The following is a 24,021-nucleotide window of genomic DNA, read 5'->3' on the forward strand; positions in this document are numbered from 1 at the left end:
TGCATAATAAAAACCACGTGCTAGCTGAATGCTAAAACGTGGTTTATTGTTTATAGTTGTTTATTTAGTTCGACTTTTTTAATGCTTTGGAAGCCATCAATAGCAAATAAGTCATCTATTGTTTCATCTGAAGCTTCATCATCTATTGATAATATCATTAATGCTTCTCCACCGATAGAATGTCTACCTAAGTGCATTGAAGCAATATTAATGCCATGTTCTCCTAAGATTTGTCCCATTTTACCTACGATACCTGGTCTGTCATTATGATGGATAAGTAACATATGCTTTTCTGGTTTGAAATCTACTGGATAGTCATTGATTCTTACGATACGAGGTCCATAACCATTTAATACAGTTGAACCGATTTTAATAGAATGATCTTTGTTCACTAATTCCAATTCAATATAGTTGCTGAAACCATATTTTTTACTATTTTTTTCGATTTGATACGTTACACCTTGTTCATTTAACAATACGAGTGCATTGATTAAATTAACATGATCACCTAAGTCTTGTTGTAAGACACCCATAACAAGTTGTCTTGTAATTAAACTTGTATCATCTAATGCAATTTCACCATGATATTTAATTTTTAATTCTCTTGGACCTTTTTCAAATAGTTGGATACCAACTTCACCAGTTGTTCTACTTAATTCAACAAAAGGTCTAAGTTCTGCTTCAACTTCACCAGACATTTGTGGTGCGTTTACAGCATGTAAGACGTTATTATTTTCAAAGATATCAATGATTTCATTTGCAACAGATACTGCAACTTTTTCTTGAGCTTCAATAGTTGAAGCACCAAGATGTGGTGTTACGATGATTTTTTCATGTTGCGTAAGCGGTGTGTTATTTGCTGGTTCTTCAGTAAATACGTCTAGAGCGGCTTTTTCGATTTTACCTTCATCAAGTGCTTTAATTAAGGCATCTTCATCGATAATACCACCTCTAGCAACGTTGATGATTTGTAAGTTAGGTTTCGCTTTATTGAAGAAGTCTTCATTTACAAGTCCTTTAGTCTTTGGTGTAAGAGGGGTATGCACTGTAATGAAGTCTGCTTGTTCAGCAATTTCGTCTACAGTTGCTCTCGTAATTTCTAAACGTTTCGCATCATCGCTAGATAAATAAGGGTCAAATGCAAGAATATTCATGCCGAAACTTTGAGCACGTTTGGCAACACCTAAACCGATTCTACCTGCACCAATTACGCCAAGTGTCTTCTTGTATAATTCAGTACCACGATATTTTTTTCTATCCCAATTACCCTCTTGTAATGAACGATGTGCTTCTGGAATATTTCGAGCCATAGAAAGAATCATTGCCATAGAATGTTCAGTTGCAGAAATAGTGTTACCATCAGGCGCATTAATAACAAGAATACCTTGTTTAGTTGCGTGATCGATATCAATATTATCAACACCAACACCTGCTCTAGCTACAACGCGAAGATTTTTTGCTGCATCTAGAATAGGGGGTGTGATTTGAGTTTGGCTTCTTACGATTAAAGCATCATAGTCACCGATAATGTTAACGATTTCTGATTCACTCAAGCCAGTTTTGATGTCTATATCGAATTTTTCATGATCTGTTAAACTTTTTAAACCTTCTTCTGATATTGGATCGACTACAATTACTTTAAACATATTGATTAACTACCTCCTGGAATTTTGAAACACCTTTACCAAGTACTGATTGTTCTCGTATTTCTGAAAGTATAATTTCTAATGCGCTAATAAATTGCAACATGTCATTCGGAGAGACTTTACCCATATGACCAACTCTTAATATTGTTCCTTTAAGATGCTGTTGACCACCTGCAATTGTAATGTTGAATCTATTAAGTAATTCATCTTTAATCGTCTTAACTTCATCTTTATTTGGCACAAAAGCTGTTACAGTAGGTGAAGCAAATTCATCTTCAACTAATAGTTCCATATCTAAAGCTTTTAAACTTTCTCGAACGGCTGTTTTACATACTTCGTGTCTTTTGATTGTATTTTCAAATTTTTCTTCTTGAATTAAATCACAATAAGTTTGTACACCTCTAATAAGTGATACAGCTGGTGTGAAAGGTGTTGAATCATCGTTTAAAGAAGTTATGTATTTATTTAAATCTAAATAAAATCTTGAAGTTGTCACTTCTTTAAACCTTTCGATAGCTCTATCATTATATGCTACAAAAGCTGCTCCAGGTGGTAACATGATTGCTTTTTGACTACCTGAAACGAGCACATCGATGTTGTCTTGTTCCATATCTACTTCAACTGCACCAATAATACTAACGCCATCGACTACAAAATAGATGTCAGGATTAAATTGTTTAACTAACTTACCTAAAGCATTAATAGGGTGTTTAACAGAAGTAGATGTTTCACAAAATTGTGTGAATACGGCTTTAACATCAACATTAAGTGAGTTTAAATATGTTTCAAATTCTTTTAAATCGACACCTTTTCCCCATTCAACTTCAAAAATATGTGCCTTAAATGGATATGAGGATGCGATTTTTCTAAACCTATCCCCAAAAGCGCCTGAAACAATAATGACAATATCATCTTCAGGATTCGCTACATTAACCATAGCTGCTTCAAGAGCACTTGTTCCTGATGAAGTTAGAATAGCAACAGGGTGTTTAGCCCCAAAAATTGTTTGTAAATCTCTCGATGCTTGATGGATAATTTGACTAAATTCCTTTGTTCTATGTCCTGTCATAGGTTGATTCATACTTTCTAAAATCTCCCTAGGAACAGTTGTAGGACCTGGTGCGAGTAATAAAGAATCATGCTGATACATATATATACACTCCTTACTGAATTTATGTTCTATATTGTAGCAAAGAAAATAGTAAAATAATAGTGAATTTATTGAAAATTCTGATTAAAACGCTTTCATTACTAAAATCTTATTTCACCTGTTGCTACAACTTGAACATTACCAGCTAAAGCACGTGTTATCATACAAGATTCTTCTGCTTTTTGAACAAGTCTGTTTAATCTTTTTTGTAAATTTTCATCTGGTTCTTCAGATAAATAAATAATAGGGAAATGTTCTATTTTTTTATAAGTGATCACGCCATCTTCGAAATCAACATGACCTTTAGAATCTACTTCGATTCTTTCAATATCAATTTCAGAGCGTTCAATCATTGCTGCCAATGTAATCATATAGCAAGTTGAAGCTGCACCTAGTAACATCTCGTCTGGATTTGTACCGATTTCTGGTCCGTCCATTACTTCAGGGATTGATACTCGAGTAGATAAATTATCAGTTGTAATATGGCCAGAAGCATTTCTGCCTTTAGTCCATGTTCCTTTTAAATTAAAAATATGTGTTGTCATATTCATGTTCCTTTCTATAATTAAAAATATTTGGGTATAATCTATAGTATGACTGATTTTAAAGGAGTAGACAATGAATGTGAATAATCAAAATTGCAAATTAAAAGTTGCACATAGAGGTGTCCCATCATTAGCACCAGAAAATACAATGATTTCTTTTAAACGTGCAATAGAATTCAATATAGATGTTCTTGAAATAGATATACATAGAACGATGGATGGTGAACTTGTTGTTATCCATGATCCAACAACGAACCGTACTTCACAAGAAAAAGGGGTAATCAATAAATTAACATATGAAACATTGAAAAAATATGATGTCGGTAAATGGAAAGGGCAAGCATATATTGGTGAGCAAATTCCATTATTTCAAAATGTACTTAAATTAATAAAAGACACACATTTAAAGCTACTTATAGAAATCAAGCAACCAGAAAACTATCCAAATATCGAATCAGATATTATTGCTATGATCAAACAACATGATATTTCGCACAATCAAATTATCATTCAGTCATTCAATAGAAATTCAATTCAACAAATAAACAGTTTATGGCCAGAAATAGAATTAGGTGTCTTGATTAAGAAGAAAGATCGTTTTATAAGTAGAAGGACAATTAAGAAAATAGGGGAGTATGCAAACTATATTAATCCGAATTATAAAATTGTAACGAGAAGATTTGTAGAGGCAGCACATGTATCGCAACTTAAGGTATTGCCGTATACGATAAATGATAAATCTACGGCTCAAAAAATGTTAGCGATGGGTGTTGATGGTTTAATATCGGATTATGCACATTTATTAGATGAATGGATGAAGTCATAAATTATAAAATAAAAAACCACTTTCGAAATGAAAGTGGTTTTGTTTGAACAAAGATTAACGAGAGTAGTACTCAACGATTAATTGTTCATTGATTTCAGCAGATAATTCGCTACGTTCTGGAACGCGTACGAAAGTACCTTCTAATTTGTCAGCATCGAATGATAAGTAATCAGGAACGTGATGACTTAATTCAACTGATTCTAATACGATGTTTAATTTTTGTGATTTTTCACGAACACTGATAGTTTGACCAGGTTTTAAAGTGTAAGATGGGATATCAACACGAGCGCCATCTACAGTAATGTGACCATGGTTAACTAATTGACGTGCTTGACGACGAGTACGAGCTAAACCTAATTGGTAAACTACTGCGTCTAAACGTGAAGCTAATAGTGCCATGAAGTTATCACCGTGGATACCTTTCATGTTACCAGCTTTATCGAAAATAGTGCGGAATTGACGTTCGTTGATTCCGTACATGTAACGTAATTTTTGTTTCTCTTGTAATTGAAGACCATACTCAGATAATTTTTTACGTTGAGTTGGACCGTGTTGTCCTGGTACGTAAGGACGTTTTTCTAATTCTTTACCTGTGCCGCTTAATGAAATACCTAAACGACGTGATTTTTTCCAGTTTGAACCTCTAAATCTTGCCATTTTGAAGTTCCTCCTTTTTCTTGTTTGATTGTTATGAAGAAACAAGAAAGAATGTTAAATGCTCATAGGGATATGTTATATTTGTGTGCCTTCACCTTGCAGCCGCGGTTACACAACACGCCTTCTTTGGGAATAACATAGAGCCTTATAATATTTAACTGCTACTTTCGTTAATTCACACAAAAGCTATTATACATTTTTGTTTTGTTCATGTCAATTTATATTTTAAAGATGGATATGCTTTTCTAGCGTTTTGACAAGTAATTCTAACCCTTCAAGATCAGTTTGATCAAATCTTGATTTAACAGGTGCATCTATATCTAACACACCGATGATTTCTTTGTTATAGTATATAGGTATAACGATTTCTGATTGGCTATTAGCATCACATGCTATATGCCCAGGGAATTGATTAACATCTTCAACAAGTTGTGATTGCTTTTCTGCAACAGCTGTTCCACAAACCCCTTTACCAATTTCAATGTCTACACAAGCTGGTAATCCTTGAAATGGACCAAGTTTTAAGGCATTATTTTTAATAAGATAAAATCCAACCCAATTAATGTTTGGTAAGAATTGGTTGATGAACGCAGATGCATTACTTAAATTAGCAATTAAATCTTGTTCTCCTGATAATAAACCATCTAATTGGCGGTTGAGTAATGAATAATCTAGTTGTTGTTCTGACATTTTTATTCCTCATTTCAATATTTATTTGAATTATATTACTATTTTATGATTTTGAATATGTTTTGCATAGAAAAAGGTTTGTTGGATATATATTTTACGTTATAATAAAGAGAACGATTTAGGAGGAGAATACATAATGGCAATTTATATAACACTTGCAGTTATAATCATTATATTAATTGGTATTGGTATAATGTTATGGTTGCGTACATCAAAGCGAAATTTGATTACTGAGACTGAGCAGCGTAAGCAAAAAATTAAGCAATTACCTTTTCAAGATGAATTAGCGAAGCTTAAAAAATTAAATATCCATGGTGAAGCTAAAGACAAGTATGACCAATTTAAGAGAGAATGGCAAACTGTTTTACAAGAAGATTTAAAAGTTGTAGATGCAAAAATTCACGATGCTGATGCAGAACTTGATAAATTTAAGTTCTCACAATCAGAAGAAAGTATTGCTGATGCTAACAAAATAATGGATGGTATAGAAAAGAAATATACGCGCTTAACTCAGAGTGTTACAGAATTAATGACAACAGTGGAAACAAGCGACAAACTATACGATGAATCTAAACAGATTTATAGAGAAACGAAGAGAGAAGTATTAGCGAATAGACACCAGTTTGGGGATGCTGCTGAACTAATCGAAAAAAACATCGAAGCTTTTCTACCTAGAATTGAACAATATGAAGGACTTGTTGAAGATGGACACTACATTAAAGCAAGTGGTCATATCGATCAATTGAATACGGATATGAAACGTATGCAAGAAGATATGGAGGAAATTCCATTATTAATCAAAGATGTACAAAAAGAATTACCAGGTCAATTCCAAGACTTGAAATTTGGATGTAGAGATTTGAAAGTTGAAGGTTATAACCTTGAACACGTTAAAGTGGAAGGTACATTACAAACTTTACGTGGCAAATTAAATTTAGTTGAACCATTGATTGGAAGATTAGAATTAACGAAAGCAGAAAGCATTATTAATGAAATTAATGATTCTTTAGATGATATGTATGATTTAATCGAACATGAAGTAAAATCTAAAAATACTGTCGAACAATCTAAAGAAATTATTACAGATGAATTATTCCATGCTAAAGATATGAACTACACACTTCAAACTGAAATTGAATATGTTAAAGAGAACTATTATATTTCTGAAGAAGATGTACATAAAGTAAGACAGTATGAGAATGAAATTCAAAACTTAATCAGTGTATACGATGAAATTTTAGGTGAAATGGCTAAAACAAATGTACGCTATAGTGAAGTTGAAGATAATCTACTATATATAGAAGAACATGTTAAAGTAATTAATGATAACCAACAAAAAATACAAAATCATTTAGTTTCTCTTAGAGAAGACGAAGCTACAGCTCAACAAAATACATTACGTGTTCAATCTAAGAAAGAAGAAATATATAGAAATTTATTAGCATCTAATTTACCAAGTGTACCTGAAAGATTTATCATTATGAAAAATGAAATTGATCACGAAATTCGTGAAGTAAATAAAATCTTTAGTCAAAGACCTATTAATGTACAATATGTGAAAGATAAAGTAAGTAACATTGTACTTCAAATGAATAAATTTGAAGATGAAACAACAGATGTACTTATCAATGCAGTTCATGCTGAAACATTAATTCAATATGGTAATAGATATAGAAAAGAAAATAATGAACTGAATAAGAGTCTTAATGAAGCAGAAAGACTGTTTGCTAACAATAGATATAAACGTGCTATTGAAATAGCTGAAGCGGCACTTGAAAAAGTAGAACCTGGTATCAGTGAAAAAATAGAAGAAGATGTAAATAAACGATAAGAACGTCATAAAGGCGAAGACATGGTAAATGTCTTTGCCTTTATTTTTTTCTGAGTTAGTGGATGTTTTTTCTAAGTCAATTAGTATATCTATACGAAATGACTTGTGGTATCATTATATAATGAAAAAAAGAGGTGACAGTATGATATATCTTGATAATGCTGCAACGACAAAGCCTAATGAGGACGTTATCCAAACATATACACAAATGAATCAACAATACTTTTTCAATCCAAATAGTCCTCATTCTGCCGGCATAAAGATTGCTCATTTACTTGATAAAGCAAGAGAAAATATTAAACAATATTTAAATTTAAAAGATCCATTCAATATTATATTTACAAGTGGTGCTACTGAATCGAATAATATCGCACTTCAAGGAATGGCCAAAGCGAAAAAGAGATTTGGTAATACAATTCTTACAACAAAGATGGAACATCCGTCAGTTCTTGAAACGATGAGAGGATTAGAGGACGAAGGTTTTAATTTGAAATATATTAAAACGACGAATGATGGCAAATTAGATATATCATCTTTACAAGAATTACTAAACGATGATGTTGTACTTGTTACATGTATGCATGTTAATAATGTAATGGGACAAATTCAACCGATTGAAGAAATTAGTCGAATTTTAGAAGAATATCCTAAAGTGCATTTTCATGTAGATGGTGTACAAGGTTTTGGGAAAGTACCATTAGATATTAATTTAGCAGATAGTTATAGTTTAAGCGCACATAAATTCCACGGATTAAAAGGTTCAGGTATTTTGGCAATTAAACAAATTAAATCGATTAAACAAATTATATTTGGTGGCGGACAAGAGCAAGGCTTAAGAAGCGGTACAGTTAATGCACCAGTCAATATTGCATTAGCAAAAGCGATGAGAATAATGAACGATCATATGGAAGATAATGCTCAAGCATTAAGTCAAAGAGGTAAAGAAATTAGAGCGTTTGTCGAACAATATAAAGGTGTCTTGATTAATTCACCAATCGATGCAGCACCATATATCTTAAATATTTCTTTTCCAGGTGTTAAAGGTGAAGTATTAGTCAATGCATTTTCTAAATTTGAAATTTATTTGTCTACAACGAGTGCATGTTCTTCAAAGAAAAGTTCTCATAATGAAACGTTAAAAGCAATGGGATTAAGCAACCTTGTTATTGAAGGAAGTATAAGAATAAGTATTGCACCAGATTTAACGAATGAACAAATAGAACGTTTTAAAGATGCCTTTGATAAAGTATATAAAGAGGTAAAGGAGTTAATAAAATATGAATTATGATCACATATTAGTGAGATACGGAGAGCTGACTTTAAAAACAGGTAATAGAAATATGTTTGTGAATAAATTAAAAGCAAATATCAAAAGCCGATTAATGCCACTTCAAGGTTATAAAGTACGTGCAAATCGTGACCGTATGTATATCGATGTACACGAAGGTTCTGACATTGAAGAAATGATGAGCAGAATTCAAACTGTGTTTGGCGTACATTCTGTAAGTCCAGTAGTTCGAATTGAAAAAGATTTAGATTTAATGAAAGAAGTCGCTTTAAAGTTTGCGCATGATTTTAAAGATGGTGACACATTTAAAATTGACGTCAAGCGTGCAGATAAAACGTTTGAACTTGATACTTTTCAATTGCAACAAGAATTAGGCGGTCATGTACTTCAGAATACTGATCATATAACAGTAAATGTTAAACAACCTGATCATAAAATTAAAGTAGAAGTTCGTAAAGATGCTATTTATATGTACAACCGCGTACTTGAAGGAGCTGGTGGACTACCTGTTGGGACAGGTGGTAAAACATTACTTATGCTTTCAGGTGGAATCGATTCACCAGTAGCAGGTATGGAAGTGATGAAACGAGGCGTGACAATTGAAGCTATTCATTTTCATAGTCCACCGTATACAAGTGAACAAGCTAAACAAAAAGTAATCGATTTAACAAAACAACTTGCACATTTAACAGGCGATATCAAATTGCATATTGTACCTTTTACAGAACTTCAAAAGCAAATTCATAAAGTCGTTGAAGAAAGCTATACAATGACAAGTACAAGAAGAATGATGTTAAGAGTTACTGAAAAAGTGGCACATGAAATTGGTGCACATGCAATTGTAAATGGTGAGAACTTAGGACAAGTAGCAAGTCAAACTTTAGGTAGTATGTATGCCATTAACAGTGTAACATCAATGCCAATTTTGCGTCCGTTACTTACATTTGATAAAGAAGACATTGTTAAAAAAGCGAAAGCTATTAATACATTTGATTTATCAATTCAACCATTTGAGGATTGTTGTACGATATTTACACCAAAAAATCCAAAGACAAATCCTAAATTAGAAAAAGTGGAATATTTTGAATCTAAATTTGATTTTGGTCCACTAATTGATGAAGCGGTTAAAAATGTAGAAACACTTACAATTTCTAAGCATGATGATTTGAATCAACAAAAAGACGAATGGATGGATGAACTACTTTAATACGAACGTTGGGATGTCGTTATCATTAAAGTAGAGGAGATATCCATATGGAGTTTGATTTAAATATATTATTAATCATTATTTTGTTTGGTTTAATTGCATCATTTATCGATTCGGTAGTAGGTGGAGGAGGATTGATTTCTTTACCTGCATTACTAGCAGTGGGAATGGATCCAGCTACAGCTCTAGGTACAAATAAATTAGCGAGTTCATTCGGTTCATTTACGAGTACGATGAAATTTATAAGAGCGAAGAAAGTAGATTTCGATATTGTAGGTAAACTATTTCCATTATCCTTTGTAGGTTCGATATTCGGTGCGATTACTGCTACATATTTACCACCAGAATATTTAAAGCCATTGGCAATCATTATATTGGCACTTGTAACCATATACTCAATAGTAAAGAAAGATTGGGGAGACATTAATCGATATAAGAAATTGTCACTTAAAAAAGCAATCTTGTTTATTATTGGTGTAACGTTAATTGGTTATTATGATGGATTTCTCGGAGGCGGCACAGGATCATTCTTCCTATTTGCTTTATTAATGATTGGTCTTGATTATTTACACGCAGCCGGAAATGCTAAATTTTTAAACTTTGCTTCTAACATAGGTGCATTACTGTTATTTATGGTTTTAGGACATGTCAATTATATATATGGATTAAGTATGGCAGTATCTATGGTTATCGGTTCGTATTTAGGAGTTACATTTGCTATCAAAAAAGGCGTATCTTATGTTAAAGTATTATTTATTATTGTAACGATAACGTTAATTCTCAAAAATCTATATGACTATATTAGTAGTCACTTTATGTAAAAAACACCTTAGCGTCTATGCGCTAAGGTGTTTTAGTTTATGGGTTGTTGCATATTGTTATAAGAATTTTCTTTGTACTTTACTCCAGAATGAATTCTGAGGTAATTTCAATGTTCGAATATATTTATCTTGAATTCTAAGTGAAATAAAGTCTGTTTCTTGAATGCTTAATGCTTCGTTATCTAGTCCCATAATTGGATAATAGTTACCTTCTTTATCAAGAATGATTTTAAGAGTTCTTGTATCACCCAATACTACTGAACTACTCACTGTTCTAAAATTATTGTTATTCAGTGATGCGATTTCAGTTAGTTGCATGCTTCTAATTTTGGGGTCAATAATTGCGCCGTCTAATGATTTGTTATATCCTGTTGATCCTGTTGGTGTTGAAATTAATAAACCATCTCCGTTGAATGCTTCGAAGTATTCGTCGTCAATGTATATTTCCATCTTCATCGGCTTGATGACACTTGATTTAATGTAAAAATCATTTAAACACATATAAGACATTTGGTTATTCAAGTTTACTTCTAGGACGGGATATTTTCTCACACTTACTTCATGAGAATCAATAGATTCAATTAAATGTGGAATGTCATCTATACTAAAATCTACATATAAATAATTCTGATCTAGTCGTGTTTTGATACCTATATAAACTTTGTCTTTATTAAAGTTTGTTTTTCTACAAGCTTGTAAGAAACTCCCATCTCCCCCGACTGAAGCAATAATATCTGCATCATCGTAATTTGAAACAAATTCAAATCCGTGTGGTTCCATTTCTTTCTGGATTTTTTCACGTGTTTCTAATACGTCACGGTCTTTTGAACTAAATAAATAAATACGTTTATACGAAGTCATAATTTGTTCCTCCCAAAAGTTACAGTTATTATTAAAGTCTGTTATTATTATAAATGTAAATATTTAAAATAGAAAGGATGATACTATGTCTAAACGAATTATAGCGATAATCATCGCAGCTGTATTAGTTGTAGGTGGTATAGTTGTCAGCACAGTTGGCATATTTTTAGACGATTCGTGGAAAAAAACAGTAACAGATTCAGATGGCATAAGTGAGTCTGTCGTATCTGGTAGTGATAGTAGTAGCAAAATTGTTAAATTATCAGTAGATGGTACCATTCAAGATACAGGTGTCCAAGAGTCATTATTTAGTGGTGGAGGGTATAATCATCAATCCTTCTTAAAGCAACTTGATAAAATTAAAAAAGACGATCAAGTTAAAGGTGTACTTCTAGTTGTGAATTCACCAGGTGGTGGAACATATGAAAGTGATGAAATACATAAAAAATTAGAAGAAATTAAAGCTAAAGATAAAAAAGTTTATGTCCAAATGAAAAATATGGCAGCATCAGGTGGCTATTATATTTCAACACCAGCAGACAAAATTTATGCAGGTTCACAAACATTAACAGGTTCACTTGGGGTTATTATCTCAAGCATTAATTATTCAGAACTTGCGAATGATTTAGGTGTGAAAGATGAATCTGTCACTTCTGGTAAACATAAACAAATCTTGAACCCTATGAAAGAAATGTCGAAAGAAGAACGCGACATCATGCAATCCATTATTGATGATAGTTATAAACAATTTGTAAATGTCATTAAAGATGGTAGACATATGTCAGAATCAGAAGTTAAGAAATTAGCTGACGGTAGAATTTATTCAGCACAACAAGCTAAATCAAACGGTTTAATTGATGAAATTGGTTATGAAGATGATGCTATTAAAGCATTAAGAAGTGACATTAAATCCAAACATGCACAAGTTGTAACATATGATACAACAGGAGGATTCTTAAACTTCCCAATGGCTGCTAAAAGTAAACTTTCTTCTATGATAGGTTTAGATGATATGACTAAATATGAAGCCTTAATTAAAGCGAATAAATCACCACAACCTATGTATTTATACGGTGAATAAGGAGGGATTGTAATGACAGAAACAAGTTATGAACAAGTCGCTACTACACGTGAACAAAGTGAAATTGAGCGTACTGTCAATAAATATATGTCTGATATTAAATCCATCGTATTTGCTGGATTCTGGGTCCGATTTTTAGCTTATATCATCGATATCTTAGCTTTAGCAGGATTTAAAGGTATTGTGTTAAGTCCGATATTTGCACTTACAGATATCAATGATTCTTATCTATGGGTGCCATACTTCAGTGTTGAAAATATGGCTAGTGCCTTAATATTTTATTTATATTTCGTGTTGATGACGTATTATTTTAAAGCAACACTAGGCAAGATGATTTTAGGTTTAAGTGTCTATCGAGAAGATGCTCAACCGCTCAAATTGAAGGATGTCCTATTTAGAGAATGGATCGGACGAATTATTTCTGGCGCATTGTTAGGCATTCCATATATTGTAGTAGCATTTACGAAAAAGCATAAAGGTATTCATGACTATTTTGGGGAAACAGTTGTTCTCAAAAACAAATATGTTCAAATGAGAAAAGACTTCCAAAATGTGATTGGATAACTAAGTTATAATCAAAAGAATTTTAAAGTCTCTTTAATCATGATAAAATATATTTATCAAGAATAAGGAGGCTTTTTTTATGGCGCAAGTTACATTCAAGAATGAACCAATTACAATATTAGGTGAGGAAGTTAAAATAGGTTCAGTAGCACCTGATTTTACTGTATTAGCAAACGACCTATCTGAAAAGACATTAAAAGACTATGAAGGTAAAAAGAAACTTATTAGTGCCGTACCTTCTTTAGATACAGGCGTGTGTAGTCAACAAACACGTAAATTTAATGAAGAAGCTGCAAATGAACAAGATGGCGTTGTCTTAACAATTTCTAACGACTTACCATTTGCTCAAAAAAGATGGTGTGCAGCTGAAGGTTTAGATAATGTGATTACATTAAGTGACCACCGTGATTTATCATTTGGTGAGAACTATGGTGTTATCATGAAAGAACTTCGTTTATTAGCACGTTCAGTATTTGTATTGGATAAAGATAATAAAGTTGTTTATGCAGAAATAGTGAGTGAAGGTACAAACCATCCTGACTATGACAAAGCTTTAGAAGCATTCAAAAATTTAGACTAATTAACAACCATAAACTGCTGTCCATTTAGTGGACAGCTTTTTATACGAAAGAGGGCAATTATGACTGAAGAAAAGAATATGATGGAAGTATTATTTGAAAAACTTGATGCAAAAAGTAAAGACCTCCACGACGAGAATGGACAAAGCTATATAGAGAATCTTGGTTTGGCGATGGAAGACATTTATACAAACCAAAGAGATCTTTTAGAACAATCAACATTACAAGAACGAAGAAAAGCGTTCCAATTTGCTTATTTAAGTTTATTAAAAGAAGAAGTGATTCAACCCAATCATCAAATGACGCCAGATTCAATTGGGTTTATTTTAAGCTACCTTGTAAACTTATTTAATAAAAACAAAAAAGAATTAAACATTGTAGATATTGCAAGTGGTACAGGACATTTGAGTGCAACAATCAATGAACAAAATCAAGACAAGACATTGATGCACCACTTGATTGAAGTAGATCCTGTATTACAACGTGTAAGTATACATTTAGCTAACTTCTTAGAAATACCATTTGATGTATACCCACAAGATGCTATTATGCCACTACCTTTAGAAGAAGCGGATGTCATTGTTGGAGATTTACCAGTTGGGTATTATCCACTTGATGAACGCAGTAAAGAGATGAAATTGGGCTTTGATGAAGGGCATAGTTATAGTCATTATTTATTATTAGAACAAGCTGTTACAGCAACAAGACCAGGTGGTTATGTATTCTTAATCGTACCAACAAATATCTTTGAAGGTGAAGAAGTGAAACAGCTTCAAAAATATATTGCAACAGAAACAGAAATGCAAGCATTTTTAAACTTTCCTAATTCATTGTTCAAGACAGAACAATCACGTAAATCACTATTGATTTTACAGAAGAAAGACCCTGGAATTACTAAGAGCGTTGAAGTATTGCTAGCAAACATACCAGATTTCAAGGCACAATCTCAATTGCAAACGTTTTTATCTGAAGTAGATGAATGGATGAAAGAAAATCATTCTTTATAAACTGTATTAATGCTTGATTCATAACTGTATTAGTGTTTAAATAGTATAGAATAGTATTATCAGGAGGAAGTCTAAATGACAAAAATTATAGCAATTAATGCTGGTAGCTCATCTTTAAAATTCCAATTATTTGAGATGCCTGAAGAAAAAGTTATCACAAAAGGATTAATCGAACGTATCGGATTGAAAAATTCAATTTTCTCAATTACGGTTGACGGGGAAAAAATCACAAAAACATTAGATATTGAAAATCATGAAGTTGCAGTAAACATCATGATTGAAGCTTTAAAAGAGCACAATATCATCGAAGACATTAATGATATTCAAGGTACTGGTCATCGTGTTGTTCACGGCGGAGAATTATTCCCAGAATCAGCACTTGTTACTGATGATGTATTAGCTAAAATCGAATCATTAACTGATTTAGCACCTTTACACAATCCTGCAAACATCATGGGTATTAAAGCATTTAGAAAATTATTACCAAGTATTCCACACGTTGCAGTATTCGATACATCATTCCACCAAACAATGCCAGAAGAATCATATTTATACAGCTTACCTTACAACTTCTATAAAGATTTCGGTATTCGTAAATATGGTTTCCATGGTACAAGTCATAAATATGTATCTGAAAGAGCAGCAGAATTATTAGATCGTCCATTAGAACAATTAAGAATTATCTCTTGTCATATCGGTAATGGTGCTTCTATTGCTGCAATTGACGGTGGTAAATCAGTTGATACTTCAATGGGCTTCACACCATTAGCAGGTGTTACAATGGGTACACGTTCAGGTAACCTTGACCCAGCTTTAATTCCATATATCATGGAGAAAACTAGTAAAAATGCTGAAGAAGTATTAAATATCCTTAATAAAGAATCAGGTTTACTTGGTATCTCAGGTTCATCAAGTGACTTAAGAGATATCGAGCAAGACGCTAACGAAGGTAACGAACGTGCTAAATTAGCATTAGATGTATTCGCATCTAGAATCCATAAATATATGGGATCATATGCTACAAGAATGCACGGCTTAGATGCAATTGTATTTACAGCTGGTGTAGGGGAAAACTCTGACACAGTTCGTGCTAAAGTATTAGAAGGATTAGAATTCATGGGTGTTTATTGGGATCAACGCTTAAACACAGGTTTACGTGGAGAAGAAGCGTTCATCAACTACCCACATTCACCAGTAAAAGTTATTGTAATTCCAACTGACGAAGAAGTTATGATCGCACGTGATGTTGTGAAATTTGGTAACTTAGGATAATAAAGTATATTTTAAAGCGAGGCAGGCGTATCTTATATGTGAATAAGATGCCAGTCTCGTTTTTTTATGTTTAAAAAGTGATTCTACGGTTATATTTAAGTAATGCATGTTCTAAGGAGGATATATAAATGAGACCAGAAAGAGCATTAATGAAATTAGTTAGAATCGTTACACGTAGAGTCGTTAAAGAACAATCAAGAAAACAAAAACAAGAAAATAATCAAAACTTAAAAAATCAAAATAATAATCAAAACTAATATAAAAGCGTTCAGCCATAAGGTTGAATGTTTTTTTATTTGGAATGTTGTTAAGAGGAGGAAGTTAAGCTATTAGAAAGGTATTCTACGTATTATACTTAGACAAAAATATCAATTTATTCAAATTTCTGACAATTATTATATACAAAAATTGGAAGTAGTATTATAATTAATTTATGCATTTCCAAATTTTACTAAAATACAAAGAAAGGAGCGTATCATGCGAAAAAAAAGACAGAGAAATAAAACAGGTATACTAGTAGCGATTATTTATTGTTTTATAATGTATTTTATTTTAAATATTTATGGGGAATCTATCGATGATATAAATAAAAGTATTCGATACATAATTATGCCCTTTGGAGTAGTAATAATTATTGTGATTTTTGATTTTTTAATTAAAAAAGATTTTTTCGATAAGAAAAAAGATAAAGCGTCCAGCCATTAAGACTGAACGCTTTTCTTATGTCTATTTATTTACCTTCGTGGTGTTCTTCGAATAATTCTTTTGTTGCTACAACTGGTTCGAAATCTTCAGGCATTGTTTCTGTTCTTACTACTAGAACGTCACATGGTGAGTTTCTTACAATTGATTCTGATACAGAACCAACGATAAATCGTTCTACTGCATTTAATCCTGAAGTACCACACATGATTAAATCTACGTCAAATTCTACTGCTAATTTTTTAGGAATAACTGTTTTTGGAGATCCGAATTCAAGTTTAGTCGCTACGTTATGAACACCATTATTCTCAGCGAATTCTTTATATCCAGATAATAAACTTTCAGCAAAACTTGTTGCTTTATTTACTATTTGAGTATCATAGGCTTCAACACTTGCATATGATCTAGAATCTACAACGTTAACAATTGTTAATTTAGCGTCATTACGTTTAGCAACGGCTACAGCTTTATTATAAGCCCATTCTGATTCAGTTGATCCGTCTACTGCAATTAAAATATTTTTGTAACTTAACATAGAAACCGCCTCCTAGTTCTTTTGTTTAATTATATCATAATTTTCTGAAAAAATAACATTATAAACTTTTAAATAATAGGGAATTTACACGATTTTTATATAATGTATGTTAAAATTGGTTGTAGTAAGAAAATTTAAAAAATTTAGAAAATAAGGATAATATAAAAATTGAATAATAATGATTGCGCTTTCAAATTTGTGGCGTTATGATAAAAACAAGGAGGAATGAAAAATGATTATTGGAGTACCAAGAGAGATAAAAAATAACGAAAATAGGGTGGCATTAACACCTAGTGGCGTGGCAAGTTTAGTTGCACAAAATCATGTTGTTAAAGTAGAAACTGAGGCAGGGTTAGGTTCACAATTTACTAACGAAGATTATCAACAAGCTGGAGCAGAAATTGTAAGTCAAGAAGAAGCATGGAATGTTGAAATGGTTATGAAAGTTAAAGAACCATTACAAGAAGAATACCAATTCTTCAAGAAAGACTTAATCCTATTTACATACTTACATTTAGCTGCTGAAGAATCTTTAACAAATGCATTACTAGAAAATGAAGTAACTGCAATTGCTTATGAAACTGTTCAGTTAAGCGATCGTTCATTACCATTACTAGCGCCAATGAGTGAAGTAGCAGGAAGAATGTCAACTCAAATTGGTGCGCAATTCCTACAAAAAACACACGGAGGCATTGGAATATTATTATCTGGTGTGCCAGGTGTTAAAAGAGGGAGAGTAACAATAATCGGTGGAGGCCAAGCAGGAACAAATGCTGCTAAAATGGCAGTTGGTCTTGGAGCAGACGTTACGATTATTGACTTAAATCCTACACGTTTACAACAATTAGATGATCTATTTGGTGCAAGCGTGCAAACGATGATGTCATCACCATTAAATATTGAAGAAGCAGTTGTTGAAAGTGATTTAGTAATTGGATCAGTACTTATCCCAGGCGCTAAAGCACCGAAACTTGTAACTGAAGAAATGGTTAAGAAAATGAAACCAGGTTCAGTATTAGTAGACATCGCGATTGACCAAGGTGGTTCATTCGAAACATCAGATAGAATTACGACACACGATGATCCAACATATGTTAAACATGGTGTCGTACACTATGCAGTTGCTAATATGCCAGGAGCAGTTCCAAGAACATCTACAATTGCATTAAATAATGCAACAACTCCATATGCAATTCAATTAGCAAACAAAGGCTACGTTAAAGCATGTCAAGATAACGAAGCACTTGCTAAAGGATTAAACACAATACATGGTAAATTAACATATAAAGAAGTTGCAAAAGCTTTTGATAAAGAATACACTCCTTATCAAGAAGTTTTGAGATAAACTCCACCAAAAAACCTGAGACGAATTTTGTCTCAGGTTTTTCTTATTATACGATTTTTGTACCGTGTACTTCATCAAATGGTATGTCTTCTATGAGTTGAGATAAGTTATCTTTATTGAGTCCGCCACCAGGCATGATTGTGATATTGCCTTTTGAGTGAATCAATAATTTACCTAAATGGTTAATGTTATCAAATATCACACTATCACTAGGTCCGCCATGTGTTAGTAGGCGACTGAATTGGTGTTTAATTAACCAGTCTAATGATTTTAATTGATGATATGGATTAATAGAATCAAACGCCATATGACAAACGGCGGGTATGATACCACATGTTTCTTTTAATGCTTTCATCTTCCATTCGTCAAGATGTCCGTGTTCATCTAAGCATCCAAATACAAATGCATCAACTTTCAAATCTTTCAGATGTAATATATCTTGTCTCATGATTTCGTATTCGAAATAATTATAGTTAAAATCTCCACCGCGAGGTCTAATCATGACCGCAACTTCGACATTATGTTGATGACATAGTTCTACTGCAATCTTTACCATTCCGTAACTTGGTGTTGTACCACCAACTGAAAGGTTATCGCAAAGTTCTATTCGATTTGCACCGTTTTTAATCGCATGTTCAATTTGCGAAATTGTTTCTACACAAGCTTCTTTAATCATTTTTGGTAGCCTGTTAGTATGCGATGTCCATCTTCAGTTACAACGATATCGTCTTCAATTCTAACACCAGCAACACCAGGAACGTATATTCCAGGTTCAACTGTTAATACCATGCCTGGTTTGAATTCATCCGTGTTTGCACTTGAAATGTCTGGGAATTCATGGACACTTAATCCAAGTCCGTGACCAAGTCTATGTGGGAAGTATTCACCATAACCAGCATTGCTAATAATATCTCTAGCTACTTTATCGCAGTCAGCAATTTTAGTACCTGGTTTAATCATTTCAATCGCTTGTTTGTTAGCATCAAGTACGACATTGTAAATTTCTTGTGCTTTATCAGAAGGTGTACCGAATGGAACAGTTCTAGTGATATCTGAACAATAACCTTTATAAATGACACCTAGGTCAAATAGTACATATTCGTTTTCTTTTAAAGTTCTTTCTCCTGGTGTACCATGAGGAGCTGCTGCATGATCGCCGAATAATACCATAGTATCAAAGCTCATCTTAGAAATACCATGTTGTTTTATAGTTGTTTCAATATGATTTAATACTTCAATTTCAGAAACGCCAACTTCTAATTTATCAACGCCAGCTTGAATTGCTAAATCTGCATATTTAGCCGCTTCTTGTAACAACTCAATCTCGTCATTTGTTTTTACATTTCTAATATCTTTTAATACTTGATCAATATCAACAATTGTTTCAACATTAAATGCTTTTTCAATTTCACGAAGTCTTTTAACTGATAAATGCTCTGATTCAATCGCGAAAGTTTTATAAGATTGTTGTTCAATTAAATCGAATGGTGATTCTGTATCTAAGTATCCAACGATGTTTCCAGTGAAACCTGCATTTTTAGCTTCTTCAACTTCCATTTTTGGACAAAATAGTGTTTCTTCACCATCTTTAGTGACTAATAAACTAAATAGACGTTCATGTGGTTCAGATAAATAACCTGTTAAATAAAAGATGTTTAAAGGCGTTGTAATCCATGCTGCGTCCGCACCTTTATCTTTTAAAAATGTTGCAATTTCATTATGTTCCATTATTCTTCCTCCCAAATCTCTTTCTTACATCATTATTTTAGACTTCTTGATTCATAATTTCAAATTTAGGGTATATAATATACGGAAAAGACAATGTGAGGAGGGAGATTCATGAAAGTATCATTTCATGGACAATCAGTAATCTATTTTGAAAGTAAAGGACATAAAGTGATTGTGGATCCATTTATAACAGGGAATCCATTATCAGATTTGACGGCAGATGAAGTAGAAGCAGATTATATTATATTAACTCATGGTCATGGCGATCATTTAGGTGATACTGTTAGCATTGCAAAAAGAACTGGTGCAACTGTTATAGCGTTGCCTGAAGCGATTGATTATTTATCTAATAAACACGGATTAGAAAACTTACATCCAATGAATATTGGTGGGAATATTGAATTTAATTTTGGAAAAGTAAAGTATGTGCAAGCCTTTCATAGTAATAGCTTTACAGAAGAAAATGGAGAAATCATCTATTTAGGTATGCCAGCTGGAATTGTATTAGAAACTGAAGCGGGTACAATTTATCATACAGGTGACACTGGTTTATTCAGTGATATGAAATTAATTGCAGATAGACACCCAGTTGATTTGTGCTTTATTCCGATAGGCGATAACTTTACAATGGGTATTGATGATGCAAGTTATGCAGTTAATGAATTTATCAAGCCGAAAAAAGTAGTACCTATTCATTACGATACATTTGACTTTATTAAACAAGACCCTAAAGATTTTGAAAAAGCTGTAACGGAATCAGAAGTTCACATTTTAAAACCTGGTGAATCGGTAGAATTATAAATGAATATGGTAGTAAGTTTAGAAAGCTGAGATGATTTTATCGTCTCAGCTTTTAAGTTTAAGAAGTAAATCTGTATAAAATACTTAATTTAATAAGCGTTGTTTCAATCTTTTATTTAATTTTTAAGATATCATTTAAGACATTAAAAATGTATAATAGAAAGTAATTCATAAAATTTGATAGAGGGTATAAACATGACGAAACATGAGCAAATTATTAAGTATATTGAATCGTTATCTGTTGGACATAAAATCTCTGTCAGACAGATAGCGAAAGATTTAAATGTCTCTGAAGGTACAGCTTATCGTGCAATTAAAGAAGCGGATAATCAAGGGCTTGTAGCATCTATTGATAGAGTAGGGACAGTTAGAATTGAGAGAAAATCTAGAGAACAAATTGAAAATTTAACATTTAATGAAATTGTTAAAATTGTGGATGGTCAAGTATTGGGCGGTAAACAAGGCTTATATAAAACTTTATCAAAATTTGCAATAGGCGCAATGGAATTAAATGATGTCGTTAAATATTTAACTAAAAATACATTGCTGATTGTTGGTAATAGATCAGATGTACAAATGGAAGCTTTAAAAAGAGGTTCTGCCGTGTTAATTACGGGTGGTTTTGAAGCGAATGAAGATATTATAAACTACGCTGACGAACACGAACTTCCGATTATTTTATCAAATTATGATACATTTTTAGTTGCCAATATTATTAATAGAGCTATATATGATCAAATGATTAAAAAAGAAATTTTAATGGTTGAAGATATTATGATTCCTATTGAATCAACTTCTTATTTAGATGATAAACAAAAAGTGCGAGATTGGAATGAATTATCTCAACAAACATCTCATACGAGATTTCCAGTTGTTGATAGCGAAATGAAAGTTGTAGGTATTTTAACGAGTAAAGATATTGTTAACGAAGAACAAGATAAAAGTATCAGAACATTGATGACGAAATCACCTATCATTGCGCATTTAAATACGACAATCGCAACTTGTGCCCATCTTATGATTTGGGAAGGGATTGAATTATTGCCTGTTGTATCAACCTCTAAAGTATTAATCGGAATTATTTCTCGTGAAGATGTATTAAAGACGATGCAATTAATGAGTAGACAACCACAAATAGGTGAAACGATTCATGACCAAATTGCAAAGCAAATCACAATGGACAATGGTAATGTTGTGGTGAATATATCTCCACAATTAACGAATCAATTCGGTATGTTAACGAAATCCGTCTATATTGCAGTTATTGAAGAAGCGTTACGTTATGAAATAAGAAAAATGAAAAAATCAGAAATCATGATTGAACATATAGATATTTATTATTTAAAAACTGTTCAAATTGATGACGATGTAGAAGTGAAAATTACAACATTAGATATCGGTAGAATATTTGCTAAATTCGAAGTTACGATGGTGAGCGGTAGTGCGACTGTTGCGAAAGCATTATTGATGTGTCAAATTCTCGAAAAATAAAAAAGCGTTATGTGATACAACGCTTTTTAAAATATTATTGATGTTTTTTTTGTTCGAATTCTTCCCAAGCTTTGTTCTCGATAGGTAAGTTACCTTTAAAGTATTTACTTGCTCTATAGCCATAAGATACGTTTAAAATACCAAAGAATAATAATACTAAAACAATAATATAAGTGACTAATGTTGGGAATAACAATACTTGGTCTGCTGCAAATGCGATCATAAATATACCAAAGTAAAATCTTGAACGTGCTTTATGATAAGCTTTTCTAACGTCACGTTTCGTTCTAAATGAACGTGCTAAATTTAAGATAGCAAATATTAAAGCAATAATCATAACAGTTACTGCTAAAGCAACTAGTGTAGACATAATTTCAGATGACATGTTTGATTCCTCCTACCAAGTCGAATTATATCAATTAATAAAATATAAGTAAATATAAAGAAAGAAGGATAACAATGGAAGAAATATTAAATAAAATAAAGCAATATGAAACAATTATCATACATAGGCATGTTAGACCAGACCCTGATGCATACGGCTCTCAATTAGGCTTGAAATATATATTACAAGAGGCTTTTCCTGAAAAGCATATATATGCAGTCGGTCAACCTGAACCGACGCTAACATTTATTGGGGATTTGGATGAAATTGCAGATGACACATATAATGGCGCACTTGTGATTGTTTGTGATACAGCAAACGCACCACGTATTGATGATAGTCGCTATAATACTGGTGACGAATTAATTAAGATTGACCATCACCCTCCAGTTGACTCATATGGTGATATTAATTTTGTAAATACAGAAGCATCATCTACAAGTGAAATTATCTTTGATTTAAATAAATCATGGAATTTAAATGGTTCAAATGTAAGTGAGAAAGCAAGTAGAGTCTTATATTTAGGCATCGTTGGTGACACAGGTAGATTCTTATTTGATAATACGTCTACACATACAATGGAAGTTGCAGCAGAGTTAATGACGAAAGAATTTGAACGTACTAAATTACTTAACCAATTGAGTGAAAGAGACCCAGCTTTACTTCACTTCCAAGGATATATTCTTCAGAATTTCAAATATGATGGTGAGGGATTCTGTTCAATTAAAATTACGAAAGATATACTTGAACAATTCAACTTGCAACCTAATGAAGCTTCATTATTCGTGAATACTGTTTCAGATATTAAAGGATTAAAAGCATGGGTATTTGCTGTCGATGAAGGTAAAGAAATAAGATGTAGAATTCGTTCAAAAGGCATAAAAATTAATCATATCGCAGCTAAATATAACGGTGGAGGACATCCAAATGCTTCAGGTGCATCTGTATATAGTTGGGAAGAGTTTGATGCATTAGCAGCAGATATTAAATCTGAAATATAGGAGGTGAGC

Annotated in this window: 26 protein-coding genes; 16 read left to right on the forward strand and 10 right to left on the reverse strand. The window is 32.4% G+C overall.

Annotated elements, in window-relative coordinates:
• Nucleotides 1-50: 50 nt before the first annotated feature.
• The 3 genes from serA to LQ617_RS00400 all read right to left on the reverse strand — a co-directional run bounded on the left by serA (nucleotide 51) and on the right by LQ617_RS00400 (nucleotide 3,341).
• Nucleotides 51-1,646, reverse strand: a complete 1,596-nt coding sequence (gene serA, locus LQ617_RS00390) for a phosphoglycerate dehydrogenase (RefSeq protein ID WP_206166930.1) — start codon at nucleotides 1,644-1,646, stop codon at nucleotides 51-53.
• Nucleotides 1,639-2,796 carry a pyridoxal-phosphate-dependent aminotransferase family protein gene (locus tag LQ617_RS00395; RefSeq protein WP_037588540.1) on the reverse strand — a complete coding sequence of 386 codons (1,158 nt, stop codon included), beginning with the start codon at nucleotides 2,794-2,796 and terminating at the stop codon, nucleotides 1,639-1,641. Before LQ617_RS00395 ends, serA begins: the two co-directional genes overlap by 8 nt.
• A gap of 101 nt (nucleotides 2,797-2,897) precedes the next feature.
• Nucleotides 2,898-3,341: an SACOL1771 family peroxiredoxin gene (locus LQ617_RS00400; protein ID WP_037588539.1), complete on the reverse strand. Its 444-nt coding sequence runs from the start codon at nucleotides 3,339-3,341 to the stop codon at nucleotides 2,898-2,900.
• 73 nt (nucleotides 3,342-3,414) lie between these two features.
• Here LQ617_RS00400 and LQ617_RS00405 point away from each other — a divergent pair, with 73 nt between their 5' ends.
• Complete coding sequence (locus LQ617_RS00405) at nucleotides 3,415-4,167, forward strand: glycerophosphodiester phosphodiesterase (RefSeq protein ID WP_204189053.1); 753 nt, start codon at nucleotides 3,415-3,417, stop codon at nucleotides 4,165-4,167.
• 54 nt (nucleotides 4,168-4,221) lie between these two features.
• Here the strand turns inward: LQ617_RS00405 and rpsD are convergent, their stop codons facing one another.
• The gene (rpsD, locus tag LQ617_RS00410; RefSeq protein WP_025905513.1) at nucleotides 4,222-4,824 is read right to left on the reverse strand and encodes a 30S ribosomal protein S4; all 603 of its coding nucleotides are present in this window, start codon (nucleotides 4,822-4,824) and stop codon (nucleotides 4,222-4,224) included.
• Between the two features lie 225 nt (nucleotides 4,825-5,049).
• The gene (locus LQ617_RS00415; RefSeq protein ID WP_103361546.1) at nucleotides 5,050-5,514 is read right to left on the reverse strand and encodes a GAF domain-containing protein; all 465 of its coding nucleotides are present in this window, start codon (nucleotides 5,512-5,514) and stop codon (nucleotides 5,050-5,052) included.
• 136 nt (nucleotides 5,515-5,650) lie between these two features.
• On the opposite strand from LQ617_RS00415, the gene ezrA reads away from it, so the two are divergent.
• From ezrA to LQ617_RS00435, 4 genes are all read left to right on the forward strand, one after another.
• Nucleotides 5,651-7,345: a septation ring formation regulator EzrA gene (ezrA, locus tag LQ617_RS00420; RefSeq protein WP_204252558.1), complete on the forward strand. Its 1,695-nt coding sequence runs from the start codon at nucleotides 5,651-5,653 to the stop codon at nucleotides 7,343-7,345.
• Between the two features lie 142 nt (nucleotides 7,346-7,487).
• On the forward strand, nucleotides 7,488-8,633 hold the full coding sequence (locus LQ617_RS00425; protein WP_204252559.1) for a cysteine desulfurase family protein: 1,146 nt from the start codon (nucleotides 7,488-7,490) through the stop codon (nucleotides 8,631-8,633).
• Nucleotides 8,623-9,840, forward strand: coding sequence for a tRNA uracil 4-sulfurtransferase ThiI (gene thiI, locus LQ617_RS00430; protein ID WP_037588526.1), 1,218 nt, complete (start codon nucleotides 8,623-8,625; stop codon nucleotides 9,838-9,840). The genes LQ617_RS00425 and thiI overlap by 11 nt, the downstream gene beginning before the upstream one ends.
• A gap of 47 nt (nucleotides 9,841-9,887) precedes the next feature.
• The gene (locus LQ617_RS00435) at nucleotides 9,888-10,661 is read left to right on the forward strand and encodes a sulfite exporter TauE/SafE family protein (RefSeq protein ID WP_126477579.1); all 774 of its coding nucleotides are present in this window, start codon (nucleotides 9,888-9,890) and stop codon (nucleotides 10,659-10,661) included.
• 57 nt (nucleotides 10,662-10,718) lie between these two features.
• Here the strand turns inward: LQ617_RS00435 and LQ617_RS00440 are convergent, their stop codons facing one another.
• Nucleotides 10,719-11,522: an NAD kinase gene (locus tag LQ617_RS00440; RefSeq protein ID WP_025905507.1), complete on the reverse strand. Its 804-nt coding sequence runs from the start codon at nucleotides 11,520-11,522 to the stop codon at nucleotides 10,719-10,721.
• A gap of 85 nt (nucleotides 11,523-11,607) precedes the next feature.
• Here LQ617_RS00440 and sppA point away from each other — a divergent pair, with 85 nt between their 5' ends.
• From sppA to LQ617_RS00470, 7 genes are all read left to right on the forward strand, one after another.
• On the forward strand, nucleotides 11,608-12,603 hold the full coding sequence (gene sppA / locus LQ617_RS00445) for a signal peptide peptidase SppA (protein WP_204170162.1): 996 nt from the start codon (nucleotides 11,608-11,610) through the stop codon (nucleotides 12,601-12,603).
• Between the two features lie 12 nt (nucleotides 12,604-12,615).
• Nucleotides 12,616-13,167 (forward strand): RDD family protein, encoded by a 552-nt coding sequence (locus LQ617_RS00450; protein ID WP_058592042.1) that lies wholly within the window; start codon nucleotides 12,616-12,618, stop codon nucleotides 13,165-13,167.
• 79 nt (nucleotides 13,168-13,246) lie between these two features.
• The gene (gene tpx / locus LQ617_RS00455; RefSeq protein WP_048539591.1) at nucleotides 13,247-13,747 is read left to right on the forward strand and encodes a thiol peroxidase; all 501 of its coding nucleotides are present in this window, start codon (nucleotides 13,247-13,249) and stop codon (nucleotides 13,745-13,747) included.
• Nucleotides 13,748-13,807: 60 nt separating this feature from the next.
• Nucleotides 13,808-14,752 (forward strand): class I SAM-dependent methyltransferase, encoded by a 945-nt coding sequence (locus LQ617_RS00460; protein WP_239739188.1) that lies wholly within the window; start codon nucleotides 13,808-13,810, stop codon nucleotides 14,750-14,752.
• Between the two features lie 75 nt (nucleotides 14,753-14,827).
• Nucleotides 14,828-16,024 carry an acetate kinase gene (locus tag LQ617_RS00465; protein ID WP_239739189.1) on the forward strand — a complete coding sequence of 399 codons (1,197 nt, stop codon included), beginning with the start codon at nucleotides 14,828-14,830 and terminating at the stop codon, nucleotides 16,022-16,024.
• A 128-nt stretch (nucleotides 16,025-16,152) separates the two neighbouring features.
• Nucleotides 16,153-16,281, forward strand: coding sequence for a hypothetical protein (locus LQ617_RS15960; protein ID WP_257213200.1), 129 nt, complete (start codon nucleotides 16,153-16,155; stop codon nucleotides 16,279-16,281).
• A gap of 220 nt (nucleotides 16,282-16,501) precedes the next feature.
• A complete protein-coding gene (locus LQ617_RS00470; protein WP_126477578.1) occupies nucleotides 16,502-16,729 on the forward strand; it encodes a hypothetical protein in 228 nt (75 codons plus the stop codon).
• 25 nt (nucleotides 16,730-16,754) lie between these two features.
• Here the strand turns inward: LQ617_RS00470 and LQ617_RS00475 are convergent, their stop codons facing one another.
• Nucleotides 16,755-17,261: a universal stress protein gene (locus LQ617_RS00475; protein ID WP_025904325.1), complete on the reverse strand. Its 507-nt coding sequence runs from the start codon at nucleotides 17,259-17,261 to the stop codon at nucleotides 16,755-16,757.
• A 232-nt stretch (nucleotides 17,262-17,493) separates the two neighbouring features.
• Between LQ617_RS00475 and ald the strand changes: the two genes are divergently transcribed.
• Nucleotides 17,494-18,606 carry an alanine dehydrogenase gene (gene ald, locus LQ617_RS00480; RefSeq protein WP_204252562.1) on the forward strand — a complete coding sequence of 371 codons (1,113 nt, stop codon included), beginning with the start codon at nucleotides 17,494-17,496 and terminating at the stop codon, nucleotides 18,604-18,606.
• A gap of 46 nt (nucleotides 18,607-18,652) precedes the next feature.
• On the opposite strand, the gene LQ617_RS00485 is transcribed toward ald, so the two are convergent.
• Together LQ617_RS00485 and LQ617_RS00490 are read right to left on the reverse strand one after the other, a co-directional pair.
• Complete coding sequence (locus tag LQ617_RS00485) at nucleotides 18,653-19,282, reverse strand: copper homeostasis protein CutC (RefSeq protein ID WP_206166934.1); 630 nt, start codon at nucleotides 19,280-19,282, stop codon at nucleotides 18,653-18,655.
• Entirely contained in the window at nucleotides 19,279-20,334 is a 1,056-nt protein-coding gene (locus tag LQ617_RS00490) for a M24 family metallopeptidase (protein ID WP_239739190.1), read from the reverse strand. Before LQ617_RS00490 ends, LQ617_RS00485 begins: the two co-directional genes overlap by 4 nt.
• 111 nt (nucleotides 20,335-20,445) lie before the next feature.
• Between LQ617_RS00490 and LQ617_RS00495 the strand changes: the two genes are divergently transcribed.
• Complete coding sequence (locus tag LQ617_RS00495) at nucleotides 20,446-21,135, forward strand: metal-dependent hydrolase (RefSeq protein ID WP_037588512.1); 690 nt, start codon at nucleotides 20,446-20,448, stop codon at nucleotides 21,133-21,135.
• A gap of 195 nt (nucleotides 21,136-21,330) precedes the next feature.
• Nucleotides 21,331-22,626: a DRTGG domain-containing protein gene (locus LQ617_RS00500; protein ID WP_037588511.1), complete on the forward strand. Its 1,296-nt coding sequence runs from the start codon at nucleotides 21,331-21,333 to the stop codon at nucleotides 22,624-22,626.
• A gap of 34 nt (nucleotides 22,627-22,660) precedes the next feature.
• Here LQ617_RS00500 and LQ617_RS00505 read toward each other — a convergent pair whose 3' ends face one another.
• Nucleotides 22,661-23,011, reverse strand: coding sequence for a YtpI family protein (locus LQ617_RS00505; protein WP_025904319.1), 351 nt, complete (start codon nucleotides 23,009-23,011; stop codon nucleotides 22,661-22,663).
• Nucleotides 23,012-23,085: 74 nt separating this feature from the next.
• Between LQ617_RS00505 and LQ617_RS00510 the strand changes: the two genes are divergently transcribed.
• Complete coding sequence (locus LQ617_RS00510) at nucleotides 23,086-24,012, forward strand: DHH family phosphoesterase (protein ID WP_025904318.1); 927 nt, start codon at nucleotides 23,086-23,088, stop codon at nucleotides 24,010-24,012.
• Nucleotides 24,013-24,021 lie beyond the last annotated feature (9 nt).

The sequence above is a fragment of the Mammaliicoccus sp. P-M59 genome, from assembly GCF_022386135.1.
GTDB classification, from domain to species: domain Bacteria; phylum Bacillota; class Bacilli; order Staphylococcales; family Staphylococcaceae; genus Mammaliicoccus; species Mammaliicoccus sciuri_A.